At 42.9% G+C, this 14,573-nt stretch carries 6 protein-coding genes; 1 reads left to right on the plus strand and 5 read right to left on the minus strand.

What is annotated here, in order from left to right:
* Positions 1-203 precede the first annotated feature (203 nt).
* The 4 genes from ychF to IEX98_RS24460 form a co-directional block, all read right to left on the minus strand.
* The gene (gene ychF / locus IEX98_RS24445) at positions 204-1,304 is read right to left on the minus strand and encodes a redox-regulated ATPase YchF (protein ID WP_188892318.1); all 1,101 of its coding nucleotides are present in this window, start codon (positions 1,302-1,304) and stop codon (positions 204-206) included.
* A gap of 363 nt (positions 1,305-1,667) precedes the next feature.
* The gene (locus tag IEX98_RS24450) at positions 1,668-1,967 is read right to left on the minus strand and encodes an immunity 53 family protein (protein WP_188892319.1); all 300 of its coding nucleotides are present in this window, start codon (positions 1,965-1,967) and stop codon (positions 1,668-1,670) included.
* Between the two features lie 2 nt (positions 1,968-1,969).
* Positions 1,970-7,561 carry an RHS repeat-associated core domain-containing protein gene (locus IEX98_RS24455; protein ID WP_188892320.1) on the minus strand — a complete coding sequence of 1,864 codons (5,592 nt, stop codon included), beginning with the start codon at positions 7,559-7,561 and terminating at the stop codon, positions 1,970-1,972.
* A gap of 51 nt (positions 7,562-7,612) precedes the next feature.
* Positions 7,613-8,746, minus strand: coding sequence for a hypothetical protein (locus IEX98_RS24460; protein WP_188892321.1), 1,134 nt, complete (start codon positions 8,744-8,746; stop codon positions 7,613-7,615).
* 327 nt (positions 8,747-9,073) lie between these two features.
* On the opposite strand from IEX98_RS24460, the gene IEX98_RS24465 reads away from it, so the two are divergent.
* Entirely contained in the window at positions 9,074-12,199 is a 3,126-nt protein-coding gene (locus IEX98_RS24465) for an ATP-binding protein (RefSeq protein WP_188892322.1), read from the plus strand.
* Positions 12,200-12,271: 72 nt separating this feature from the next.
* On the opposite strand, the gene IEX98_RS24470 is transcribed toward IEX98_RS24465, so the two are convergent.
* Positions 12,272-14,542: a methyltransferase domain-containing protein gene (locus IEX98_RS24470; RefSeq protein ID WP_188892323.1), complete on the minus strand. Its 2,271-nt coding sequence runs from the start codon at positions 14,540-14,542 to the stop codon at positions 12,272-12,274.
* Positions 14,543-14,573: the final 31 nt, after the last annotated feature.

Raw genomic sequence — 14,573 nt, forward strand, 5'->3', positions numbered from 1 at the left:
GCGCGTTGCAATACGTTAAATACGATATCTTTTACACACAGGCAAAGGGTCATCTTTTTCGCCATCAAGTATAATGCTCCGCGCTAAATTTGGCATGACTCGAAAGAGCTATAGAGAGCGGAAAATGCGATTCTCCTTTCCATGGAGGAATTTCGGGTACGAAAAAGAAGACCACAAAGGGTCTTCTTCGTTATAGCTCTATTCTAGACGTTGAAACGGAAATGCATAACGTCCCCGTCTTTCACGACGTACTCTTTTCCCTCAAGGCGAAGCTGTCCGCGCTCGCGCGCAACAGCCATCGATCCTGCAGCAGAGAGATCATCAAAGGATACAACCTCGGCACGGATAAAGCCGCGTTCGAAGTCCGTATGAATGACGCCTGCTGCTTGAGGCGCTTTCGTGCCTTGACGGATCGTCCAAGCGCGAACCTCTTGCACCCCTGCCGTGAAGTACGTGTACAAGCCAAGCAGCTTGTACGCCGCAGCGATCAGACGGTTCAAGCCGGATTCCTGCAAGCCCAGCTCCTCCAGGAACATCGCTTTGTCGTCGCCTTCCAGCTCGGCGATTTCTTCTTCTACACGCGCGCTGATCTGTACCACTTCCGCATTTTCCGCAGCGGCGAATTCACGCACTTTTTGTACGTACTCGTTGCTGCCCGTGTCAGCTACTTCAGCTTCGCTAACGTTAGCTGCATACAACACTGGCTTCATCGTAATGAGATGAAGGTCGCGAATGAGCAGACGCTCATCGTCGCTCAGATCAAGGCTGCGAGCTGGCTTGTCTTCATAAAGAGCTGCTTTGACGCGTTCCAGCACTTCAACCTCTTGAGCGATTTTTTTGTCGCCGCCTTTGAGGTTTTTACGGGAGCGTTCGATCTTCCGATCAACCGAATCAATATCGGCCAGAATCAGCTCCAGATTGATCGTCTGAATATCGCCCAGCGGATCGATTTTGCCATTAACGTGAGTGATGTTCTCGTCTTGGAAACAGCGAACGACGTGAACAATCGCGTCTACCTCGCGGATATGGGCCAGGAACTTATTTCCAAGTCCCTCGCCTTTGCTCGCGCCGGCAACCAGACCAGCGATATCGACAAATTCAAAAGCGGTAGGGACGATGCTTTTTGGCGTAACGAGCTCAACCAGTTTATCTAGACGCGGGTCCGGTACTTCCACGACGCCAACGTTTGGATCGATCGTACAGAAAGGATAGTTCGCGGATTCAGCGCCCGCTTGCGTAATTGCATTAAACAAAGTCGATTTGCCGACGTTTGGCAGCCCGACGATTCCACATGAAAGTGGCATTATTGAACAGCTCCTTAATATAAATATTTCTGTCGCTATTATACCTGATGCCTATATACATTGAAAGCCTAATCCAATACTGTACATTAAATTGAGTATTTATAAAGTACATGCAGGTGCATATACGCTTGAAGACAATGGGAGTCTGTGAATACCTTTTTAACTCTGGCCCTTAGCCCGCATTTGACGCCGCCAGTTGATCTGGATGCGCACTTTCCAGGAGGCGGCGATGCGCCCGCTTCTATGTAATATGGAAGACTAGTAAAGTGGCTGAGTCTTATTCGACGCATATTAGCTCACACACCCCAAAAAGAAACCTTGAAAGGCATGAAGCCAACCAAGGTTTCTCTAATTACTAAAAAACTAATTTCTCTCTATGCTTGAAGCCCACTGTCTAAAATAATTTAATATTTCTTCTAAGTTCCCCACTCCTCCTGCACCATAGAACATTCCATCCCTTACTTCACAGTAATACCAATCTTCTTCATCTCTTTCGCCTTTAATTATTTCAAAATGCTCATTCTCAAGACAAGTCTCCACTAAATCAATCTTCACAGTCCAACCAGGATTGTCAATTGTATCAATTTTAACTCCATACATATGTTCCCAATCGCCATTACAGTTTTCGAAATACCAATTTTGAATCCACTTTAATATGTCCATCTTCATCGCCTTTTCTTTGGAATTTCATTGGGATACGCCGGTCTAACTCCCCCAGGAATTGACTTACCATTTACATGTGGCGTAGGAATTTCTTTACCTGTTAGCTTATTATGGTGGCCTTTACCTATCCCATCATAACGTTGCACCTTATCAAAACCATTCGGGTTTCTTGGATTGGATTTATAGGTCTCATAATTCGTAACTTCCTTCGTTTTAGGATCTCTTTTCAAGACTGTATGATCCCCTGTCGCTTCTTTATCAGACTTCATGAAATTTTTAGCTTTTCCGGTGTTCTTCTCAACAACTTTCCCCGCATTCTTAGACGCCTTTGCAGCCTGTATAACCTTACCGGCCTTAGCAATCTTACTAATCGTCTTGGCTTCTCCCAGGCCTGGCACCGCATTACTTATGCTATTACTTAATATAGATTTCCCAGCATTAAATTTAGTACCTGATGCTTTTGCTGATGCATAATCAATGGATACATCCACTGCCGTCTTTATTGCAACTTTACCCACATAAATAGCTAGCGGGATTAAGAATGCAAAATTACCAGTAGGATCACTATACGAGATAGGATCATTATGAGCATAGGTGTATTGATTCAGACTAAGCGGATTCTTCAATTCACCCTCAAAGGTATCCTGTTCAAGGAATCTCGCTGTACTTGGATCATACCATCTTGTGCTTAAATATAACAAATTGGATTTGCTGTCCCAATACTCAGAAGAATATCTAAATGGATTGGCTATTGTCTCTGTCGTATTAGCAGCTAATGGTTTGCCCCAAATATCATAACTATACTTATTTAATAGATTCCCTGACTGATCCCTGATCTCGATAACATCTTGATGCCCATTTAAAATATAATATGCTCGACTATGTGTAGCAGCATCAATTCTCTCCAATAAACTATTATTCCCATATATATATGAGGCTACAGGAGTTATTTGCGTAGCGCTAACAGTCGCTTCACCAACAATATGTTCATCATCCCAATAATATCTAGTAGTAATTCCATTCTCTTTACGTTCGTATAATTTATCATCGCCATTATAGGTATATTCAGCCGATAATTGATTATTCTCTTTTACACTTGTTAGCCTGTTCCACTCATCGTGTGTGTAGGCATAATCATTTAATGAGAATGAAGAATCTTCCGAAATTAGCGATATTCGATTCCCTCTTGGATCATATTCATACTGCTCGTTAAACTGAGAATTTGACTGAATGCGTCCTAATGAATCGTACGTATAAGAATAATTGACACCATTCTCCGTACGGCTTGTAACATTACCATTAGCATCATTGGTATACTCAAAACTATTAATGGTAGAACGATTAGTGGCTATATGCTTTAAGCTGCTAAGATCAAATCCTTTGTACCCATACTCACTAGACATATCGTTGCCATGCATAACCGACTTAAGCTGATCATTCTTATAGTACTGAAATCTCTCTGTTGTTGCATTATTTGTCCTAACAGTACTCAAACGATTCACAGTATCATACTGGTAATCCGTTACTATTCCAAACGGATCTGTAATTTGTGTTTTGTTTCCTCGCAAATCATACTTGTATTGAATCGTTTTATTATCTGGATAGGTTTTCTTCGCTAACAAACCTGTGTTACTGTCGTACGCGTATTTTGTAACACCAGTTTTATCGTTCATCGTACTGCGTTTACCATCAGCCTCATAAGTGTAAGTGATCGTCTCAGACGGCCCTTTTCTTTCCAATAATCTGTTCTTGCTATCATATTGATAAGTAAAGGTTTGGTTTTTTCGATCAATTAGTTTAGATAGATTTCCGCTCAAATCATAGTACATTTTTTTATTTGCACCAGATTCGTCTGTGTATTGGATTAATTGACCAACTTCATCATATTTCTTAATAATTCGATTGTTGCCGGGATAGGTAATTCCACTCATATTTCCTAACTTGTCATACGAATATGAGAACACTTCATCCTTTGGTGTTCGCACACCTATTAATTGGCCAAGAAGATCGTAGCTATATTGGGTTACATTATTCAAGGCATCCTTGGTTTGACTAATATGACCCGCAGGATTATAGAGTGTAGTGGATTTTGTTATCCAAACCCCATTCTCAAGCTCTTTTTCTTGTACAGTTCTATCCAGCTTATCAGCATATTTGATAATTTTATTATTCTCTTCGTCTGTATCCGTCACGGTATTTGCAATATCATCGTAAGTCACTGTACTAAAGCTTAGATCCGCATTACTTGTTTTAATCAGTCTATCCCAGTGGTCATACGTATAAGCGATTCGATTTCCTGACGGATCTTCTTCCCATAATTTACGGCTGAGTGCATCATATCCTGTTTTAGTCTTTACCTTATAAATACCATTCTCATACAATCCAGTCTCAACCAATCTGCCAATAGTATCCCAGGTTGACTTCGTTCTAATATTGGTTTCGTTGGTTGTAATAATCGCGTTGTTCAGATCATCATAAGACACTTTGAACGTAGACAGATCTGGATTGGTTATTTGAGTAATACGATCTAACTTATCATGCAGATAGCTCGTCGCAGAACCTCTTCCATCTGTGTAAGTAAGCATATTGCCTGTAAGCTTATCGTACGTTGAGACAGCGCTTCTACTTCTAGAGATATTATCTGCGTCTTTATATAGTTCAGTTTGCTTAGTCAAATATGCGGAACCATAGCTTGGATCATACTCATAATTGGTAATCGCTTCTCGAACCGTATCGAAGTCACGGGTTGAAATTACGTTGCCAAAACTATCATAAGCATATATTGTCCGTTTTAAAAATTCAGCAGAAAGATTATTGGATTTAAGCTGATAATCCAATACATCCCCCTCAGCGTTTCTTGACATTGTTATATACAAAGCATCTTGTTGATTAAAGATTGGCCACCTCTCGGTCAATCTTAAATGTGTAACTGGATCGTAGGTATAGTTAACAACAAATCCGTAGGTGTCACTTGAAGATAGCAGGTTTCCATAGTCATCATAAGTCCAAGAGTTTGTAACCGGTGATGATTGGATCGAATTCGAGACAAAATAGTTTGTTGTCGAAATCGGATTAGGTATCCGTCTAACTTCATCATAGCTGTTAGTTGTAACTCTTTTTGTAATGAGATCCGATTGTTCCTCCGCTATTTTATAAATCATTGGAGGATTCTGTTCATCGATAAAATCCTTTTTATACGAATATACTGTCTCTAGTTGACCTTTAATCATTCTAGTTGTAAAGTTCATATCTTGGTTATATGAACTTCCCATATCAGTCTGATACAAAAATACTGTTCGGTTCACATCTGTCGTTGATGAATCAGCATTCTTAACTACATCTTTGCGAACAGCCAAACGGTAGACTTCATTTACAGAGTTTGTTGAAGTATAGCGGACAGTTGGCGTACTTTCGTATTCATAGACCGTCTGAGCCCCGGTAGGAAATGTAACCGATGTAATTAAGGCATAAGGATTTTCCGTCGTAGGCGTAGTACTTAACAAATCAAATTTTGCTTGTTTAATCGTATAGTTATAGGAGGTCGTTCTATTCATTGCATCTACTACTTGGGTTAATATCTCTTTACCATTTTGCAATGTCTTTTTATACGTTACTACTCTATCTCCCATTGTCAGGGTGACTTCAGAACTAGAATAGCTAATTGTAATTTTATTACCAATAGCATCCACAATTTCGGTCAGTAGTGTTCCATAAGGCGCTACTGAACCATATTTGAATTGTATATTATTATTATATGCATCAGAGATTTGAATCAGTTTTCCGGTATTGTCGAAATATTGATTGTTACCAGTAATTGATTTCAACACCATAGCAGATTGCAGCCCGTTAACATTCACAGTAGTATCAGGAACTAGGGTTAAATCCTTCCATGGATATCCCTTTAAATAATTATTCTCAACCTTATAGCTGCCGCCACCGGATAAATGAACATAAGTTCCGTTATCAAAGGTTAGGTATGGAATATCCCAAGTCCAGCCTACACCTAGCGGAAATCGTGCTTGATCCTTAGAATTAGATAGTTTATTAATATAACTGCGACTATCAGTACTGTCAGTATATACTGATGCTCCTTTTATGTAATACTTTCTAACTGTATTACCACTAGTATCTGATCCGTCTAATTGTCCAACCCGGTTATTATAACTATTCACTACTGATGTCGCTTCTGCAACAGATCCAAACGGACCTTCAAAGTCAGAGTCATATTCTGAATGGCTGTACTTCATTTCTGAAGAAGTTATCAGTTTCAAATAATACTTTTCAACATATTTACGATCTTCTGTCTTGCAGACATCTCTAATCGTGGTAGGCCCGGGTGTACCGATATTGAGAGCGGCGGCATCACGTTCTACTGCAGTGTCGTAGTAAGAACTCTGGACAGCATCAGTCCATCGCTCTCCCTCAGTTTGTATGAACCTATTATTAGAACATTGATACTTCTCTTTGAATACGTGATATTGGTAATTATAATAATATTTTCTTTTTTCAATTTGAACATTGTAATCTATTTGGGCATAGTGCTCATAATAGCTGCTGTTAATTTCTTGTATATCGGCATCATACAACTGTGAAGAACCAGAATCATAAGTTCTTGTTAATGTGAATCCATTTCCATTGCGTCCGGGCAAGGATAAATCCTGCTCAGATAAGGAGAGTCCCCCCGATATGGTGGACACATTCTCCGTTTCAAGGTTAATTTGATAGGGGGCTTCATCCAGTTTGATTTTGAGCATATCTAATTTAGGTTCTTCAGGCGCTGGAGGTAGTCCCGCAGCACGAAATAAATTCGCAATAGCATAATCTTTATTAGCTACTTCTGAAACAATACCCTCATTCTCACTGCTCTGATTTTGATATGTAGAGTGAGTTACTGTCTGTAGATTAAGTTGATCTTGCAGTTCTGTCTCAACAGTAAGACTTGAAGCATAATAGAGATTTTTCTCAACCTGCTCAAGTGTTTGACCCAGATCTAACTGATCTTGTATATATTGTTCATCAACATTCCATGCTTCTGCTACGGATTCAATACTGAGACCAACCATCTGTTCATTTCGTTCATCCAGAGCCTTCAACTGCTCTCTCTCTAACAAACGAATCACACGCTCGGATAATTCTCTATCTTCACCAATGGTGTCTATTTCTTCATTAATGGTTTGTATCTCTTCATTAATGGTTCCTATTTCTTCATTAGCGACTGTTTCTGCATTCGATTCGGTATCTGTTTCTTCATTTATACTGATATCTGTTTCTGTTTCTGTTCCTAATTCGAGGTTTATATCGGTACTTTCTTCTAATTTTGCGGATAGCTGAGCCCTCAATGTATTTAATTCACCTAAACGCTGATGGATTTCATCATTAATCCATTTTCTCTCCTGATCCTCAAATCGAAGAACAGAGTTATAACCATCAAATACTGAAGAGTTAGTACTTATTACGGGAAGTTGGGTATCAAATACATCAATAGCGGAATTATTATTGTTATTTGCATAGGCTAAATCCTTAAAGGAACTTAAGAAGAGAGAAATAACGATTATTACAGCCATCCATTTGAATTTATTAGTAAATTTGCGCATAAAGCCTAAAGCCTCCTAGTCAATAATGTATAAGTGCAAATAAAAAAAATTTTATTTTTTTACTACTTTCACTTCGATTAAATTCCCGTTTTTATCATAATAAAAATACTTAGTATAGGTATTTGCTCCTGATGTTATTTCTATTTTTTCTAATCTACCTGACTTCGAGTAAGTATACTGTACTTTATTAGCACTCTTAATTTCATATGTCATCGACAATTTGGAAGTTAATATTCCAACTGTATTATACGGATACAATAATATATAATATTTTTTTCCGGGGACTAAATTCACTTGGCTAGCTTTATTAGACATCATGTACTTATTTACCATGACCGGATTTTTAAAGCTAGTATCCTCAAACACACCAATCCAAAGATTAGGGTTATCATGCACGAATGTATATATTCCATTTTTATCGGGATTAAAAGAATATAACTTATAATTACCAAAGCTTAGATTAACCGTATAATTAGCATCCTTATTAAATGTAATTTCTTGCAAATTTGATGGTATCACTTGAAATGCTTGAAACTGACCTGCAACAGTTGGATAATAAAGATAATACACCCCTGGTGTAGTATTACTATCCGTTTGCATTAAAAACTCTATATAACCATTTTTCACTTTTGTTTCAACTAATACGAAATTATTTGCACCTGTGTGGAATTCTTTATCGGTCATGCATAATATGAATGCATCAGCACCCTCTGGATCATTGTAAATATTCTTCTGGAATATCTCTATTTTTTCGCCAGCATTAACATATACAACTTCCTCTAATTGTCTTTCGAGATAATAACGTATCGCAGAACTTTCATTAGTAACTAAATTACTAGAGGGTCCTACATTTATCATACTATCAATTGTTTGTTCGTTTTCCCCCTTAGATATCTCATTATTTTCACTGATATTTGTTTTCCTCAAATTTTCATCAACTATTTTTTCCAGTTTATTGTTTCCTTCAGCTGCTGCTCTTTCCTTTAGATTCTTTAATAATTTCTGATAATTCTCTTTAAAAGATTCATCATCCTGAAAACTGGGAGTTTTATCCACGGTAGCTTTCGTTGAACTATCTTTTTCTCCTGAGTAATTATCTTCACTTTTGAATGCAAATGCACTATTGGAATTAATCAACAATAAAAAAATCATACTTACAACTAAATAAAATAAACCTCTTTTCACTTCATGCACCCCTTTACTCTCATTAACAAGATCTTAATGATATCTAGTAATTTCAGTAAAAAATAGTCAACTACACTATGATATATGGTACTTAATTGATTTACAACACAATTATAGATTGTATTAGTTTTCAAATAATTGAAGCAACTTAGAGCGTACTATTATTTTAATATCAACAGCATTCTCACATGTATCAGCCTTTACTAGCCCAGACACAAAAAATTAAGCGATAAGATCAGACTCTCTCTCAAATAACGTCTGCTTCGCCCTTCATTAAGCAGCCTTTATAAAGGAAAACCGTAAATCCTGTCGAATTTACTCATTACTATGACCACGATAACCTCTAAACCAATTGTTAAGTATACATTGTCCTTCGTCCTATTCCTTACGATTCTGCTCGGGCTGCGTCTATTGTGGTTCGACATTTTCAGAGTACCCCCGCATCCCCATGCAAGCCAGGGCGTCATCGATTTACGAGGCTGGGACTTTAACAATTCCCCGACCATTACTTTAAACGGGCAATGGGAGTTTTACCCTGAAGCTTTCCACTCCTCCAAGGACAGGCCAAAAGCCGGAGAACAGCCAGCATACGTTCAGGTTCCTGGAGATTGGAGCAGCGCGATGCCAGACAATCGCAAATCTTCCTTCGGCTACGGCACCTATCATCTTCGTATTTTGGTCGACCCTGTTAAAGAAATAGATTTTGCATTCTGGCTTCAAGAAATCCAGGCCTCCTCCTTGGTGGAGATTAACGGACAAAAGGAAAATCCCTTTGGTACACTTGCGGAGAAGGCTAAGGCTTACACACCAAAAACGATTTCTTATACAGCCTCGTATGAGGCAAAAGAAAAGGGCGAACTCGATCTTTTCATTCAGGCTGCTAATTTCGAACACCCGTACGAGGGAGGAATTACCCGTTCGATTCGATTCGGTTCCCAAGCTGCGCTCGACAATGAGCGCCTCTATTCCATTGCCTTTCAACTCATTACGTTTACCGTTCTGCTGTTACATGGGCTTTACGCCTGTATCCTGTTCTCGTTCAACCCGCGGGAGCGGCTATTTCTCGTATTCTTCTTGTTGCTGCTCACGGCCAGTGTCACCATCGTATCTGATCATGAAAGCTTGCTGCTGCTATGGCTTCCCATTACTTACGCTTGGGCGCTGAAAATCAAGATGCTCTCTTATCTTTGGCTCTCTTTTTTCATCCTGCTGCTTGCCAGAGGCTTCTCTGCCCGTTTATCAGGCCGAAAAACCTATTATGTGTATGTGACTGCACTCGTCCTATACTCCGTTTTTATACTGGCAGCCACTCCGCCGCTGATCTATTTCACATTCAAGAATCATATTTTCTTGCTTTTCTATTTGTTCCCGATCATTTGGTTCGTTGCCATTATCGTCAAAATGGTCATCAAGCAGCAAAAAGACTCAATTTACTTACTGTTCACGGCTATGGGCCTCCTATCGAGCGTCATATGGGGCGCATTCAATAACCGGCAAGAACTTACCGACATTTACTACCCGTTAGATGTGCTTACAGCGATCATCGGCTTCTCCGCTTATTGGTTCAAAGGCTATTTCCGCAATGCCACCGAGAATAAAAAGTTAAATGCACAGCTGCTAGCTGCGGACAAATTAAAGGATCAATTCTTAGCCAACACTTCCCACGAGCTGAGAACACCGCTGCATGGCATCATCAGCATTGCTGAGAGCCTCGCGGAGAGAGAGAAGCATACGATGGCCGAAAGAAGTACGCAAGACATGGAATTGCTCGTTACGATCGGCCGAAGAATGTCTTACTTGCTGAATGATCTTCTCGACACGGTAAGGCTGCGGGAAAAACGTATCGTCCTGCACGCTGAGCCGTTATCTTTCCCATCCGTCGTATCCGGCGTGTTCAGTATGTTGCGCTATATGACAGAGGGCAAACCCGTTCAATTGAAGCTGCTCGCCTCCCCCTCCACTCCGCCCGCTTGGGCGGATGAGAAAAGGCTTGTGCAGATCATGTTCAACTTGCTGCATAACGCACTTAAGCACACGGAGACTGGAACCGTCACCGTCTCTGCGGACAGCCGCAACGGTCAGCTTTCCATAGAAGTAACCGATACGGGTAGCGGTATGGACAAGGAATTGCTGACACGGCTTTTCCTGCCCTATGAGCATGGAGCAGACGGGGGCAGCGTCAGCGGTGGCATAGGTCTTGGCCTTAGCATCAGCAAGCAGCTCGTCGAACTCCATGGCGGAGAACTTACGGTCCGTTCCGAGCTAGGCAAAGGCTCAACGTTCCGGTTCGCATTGCCGCTCGCAGAATCGTCATCCGCTTCAGTCCATGACCATGACAGGCGGTCGGACATGTTAAAGGAGTCTTCCGCGGAAATTGCCGTAGCCCGGGGATTTGCCGATGTTGCAGGCAGTGCTTGGCCTTCCAGCCAGCCGATGCTTTCCCTGCCAGCGGGAGAAAGAACGGCCACAATACTTGCTGTCGATGACGATCTAGTCAACTTGAAGGTATTAGCCGGCATTCTTTCTACGGAACCGTATGAGATTCATTTCGCCACTTCTGCTGAAGAAGCAATGAGCTTGCTCGGAACAAAGTCTTGGGATTTGCTCATCACAGATGTCATGATGCCCCATGTTTCCGGCTATGAATTGACACAGAAAGTGCGGGAACGCTATTCGCTATCCGAGCTTCCGGTACTGCTGCTAACCGCCCGCAGTGAACCAACCGACATTTATACAGGCTTTCAATCTGGAGCCAATGACTATGTAACGAAGCCGCTGGACGCAACCGAATTGAAATATCGGATCTGGTCGCTTACGACATTGAAGCAATCGGTGAACGAGAGAGTTCGTATGGAAGCCGCTTATTTGCAGGCGCAGATCCACCCTCATTTCCTGTTCAATACGCTCAATTCGATTATGGCGCTCAGCCATATCGATCCGGACCGGATGTTTACGCTAGGCGAAGCTTTTACCTCCTATTTGCGAATTAGCTTCCATTTCCTGAACTCCGGCAAGCTGGTGTCTCTATCGCATGAACTTGAGCTTGTAAGAGCTTATCTGCATATTGAGAAAGAACGTTTTGAGGAGAAGCTTACTGTCGTATGGGAGCTTGATGATTCGGAGGCAAAAATGGTTCTCCCTCCGCTGACTCTTCAGCCGCTGGTTGAGAACGCCGTAAGGCATGGTATCATGAGCCGCTCCAGGGGAGGCACTGTACGCATTCGAATTCGGAAGAATGACGGCTTCACATTATTTGAAGTGTCGGATGACGGGAGAGGAATGAACCAAGAGACGCTCCAGCTCCTCCTCCTTCCTCGGAGCAAGAACGAGGACGGCGGGATCGGATTGTTCAACACCAATCGACGGCTGACGCAGTTGTATGGGCAAGGGTTGTCCATCGTCAGCATACCTGACCAGGGAACGACGGTATCGTTCCAAATTCCGAACTCATAAACGATAAAAGAGGGATGCCTAACAACGTGATGACACGTTGACAGGCATCCCTCTTCTTATACAGGCTACTCGCTATGCTCGCCTTTTCCGGCATACAGCGATAACATACATCGGTTCTGCGCTTTTGAATTGCGACAGCGGAATGGGTTGATGGCCTTGCGGCTCCATAATCCGGCTAGCCTCTCGTCCCGGCTCCAGTCCACTAATCTGGCGAAGCCAGTTCAGGGAAGCAAACCGGGAATCGTCGACTGGATTTTGCCCGTACATCGCTTCTATATCATAATGAACCAGCAACTCACCCGCTAGCTCTGCGGTTCGATACTCGAAACGATGGAAGGTATTGAACGGCTGCTCTTCATAATACAGCGGCGGATTGGTGACCGTCCGGTTAGGCGTAGAGACGATAAATAGACCACCCGGTTTTAAGACGCGTGCTGATTCGGCAATCCATGCCGCTCCTTGAGCCACATGCTCAATCGTCTCAAAGGAGATGACCGCATCAAATTCCTTATCCGCAAAGGGCAGTTCCAGCACATCAGCAGCCGCAAAAGCAATGCCTACTCCTCCATAATCCCGTTGAGCCAGTTGCACGGATTGAGAATCTACGTCAACACCCCATACTTCAAGCGCTCCAGCCTGACTGAGCATCGCCGTACCGTAACCAGCCCCGCAGGCGGCATCCAGCACTCGCAAGCCATTGACATAACGGCAGGCCAATTCGTACCGGGACAGATGCTCCTCATATACATCAGCATAATGCGTCTTCACTTCTTGATTGACGACCAGCCGCTCTCCCATGAAGCGGACATCGTTTTGTTCGGCAAGCTCCTTGGTCCTGGGCTTGGAATGCTCATCGTTCAAGCCTTGCGGCAAATCCAACAGCTCAGACGAACCAACTGAATCGGCATTGCTCGAAGCCGTAGTGCCATATACGACAAAACGACTCGAAGTCAGCCTGCCCGCAATCACATTTTTGGTATTAACGATCCGCTCCAGCACCTCGAAATCAACATCGCTGCCCCCGTTGTCACTGCTGCCGTCATCCAGCAAATGAATCGAGAGGTTGATGAAGCCTGTTCGTTCATAACGCTCCTTCACTTGCTCAATGGCATGTAACCCTTCTTCTAAAGCCCCTGATTCGCCTTCTACAGGATTTAAGTAGCGCAGCAAATTCTGATAATAATGGCGATTAGCGAAATCTCCAGCAAGCCACCCGCCCGGCTTGAGCAGCAAGCCTAACGCCCGCAGCGTCTCCTCCGCTGTTATCCATTCCGCTTCGCCGACAATTATACCGTCCAGACTGCCAGGAGCGATTGCCCATTGAGAAGGGTCATTTCCTCCCACCAACTGCACGCCCAATGTCTCAGCGATCCGCGAAGCGCCTGCATTGCTCTCCAGACCAAACAGCTCTGCACCAGGATAATCGCTCCGTAACCGCAGCAGCGTGCCTCCACAGCCGCAGCCGATCTCCAGCAGCTTGTAAGCTCCCTCGGCAGTTTGAGGTGCGCTTTTCTTCCCTGGAGGCTTAGCCTCTCTCTCAACCAATGCCACAAGGTCTACACGAATCTTTAAGCCTTGTTCAGCCTTAAAACCCCATTTATCGCGGAAAATTTGGCCATTCTTCTTGAAGGTGCTTATAAACAGATGCTCCTCTTCCCGAAAACTGACGCTGCCATAATGATGAACGAACGTATCCCTGCACAATATCAGCTTATAACCGGCAAGCCGCAGCCGTACCGAATAATCATCGTCCTCGAAATTGCCGATGCCGAAACTCTCGTCCAGCCCGCCCACTGTTTCATAAGCCTCACGCTTGAACAGCATGCAGTAACCGACCAGCTTAAGCCGTTCTTCCCATTCCCCTTGTATATTCGCATTATTCGCAGAGCTTCTCAGCGTTGCAGCGAACTGATCCAACTCCTCTATCGTCATATAAGAGGCTGGGACGGAGCTCCAATAAGAGGCAGAATTCGTAACCGGACCAACTGCCCCAATCGTATCATCGCTCGTCAGGCAGCGCTGCAAACCGGTCAGCCAACCTGGGGTAACCAGCGTATCATTATTTAACAACAGCAAAAAAGAGCCTGAAGCAAGCTCAAGCCCCTGATTGCATGCTTTAGGAAAGCCTGCGTTGTCGTGATTTGCGATTAATTTCACATCGGCCTGCTCGGCAGCCCATGCCGCAGTCCCGTCATCCGATCCATTGTCAACCAGAATGAGCTCATAGCTTCCGGCGGCCGTATTTCTTCTAATACTGTCCATGCATTGCTTCGTGAACGCCAACTGATTGCGGGAGACGATCACAATACTCGTTATGTTGTTGTTGTCAGGCGTTAAATCCATGTCACAAGCCCCCTATCCAAGTAGCTTTATG

The organism is Paenibacillus radicis (ex Gao et al. 2016) (assembly GCF_014641555.1).
Lineage (GTDB): Bacteria > Bacillota > Bacilli > Paenibacillales > Paenibacillaceae > Pristimantibacillus > Pristimantibacillus radicis.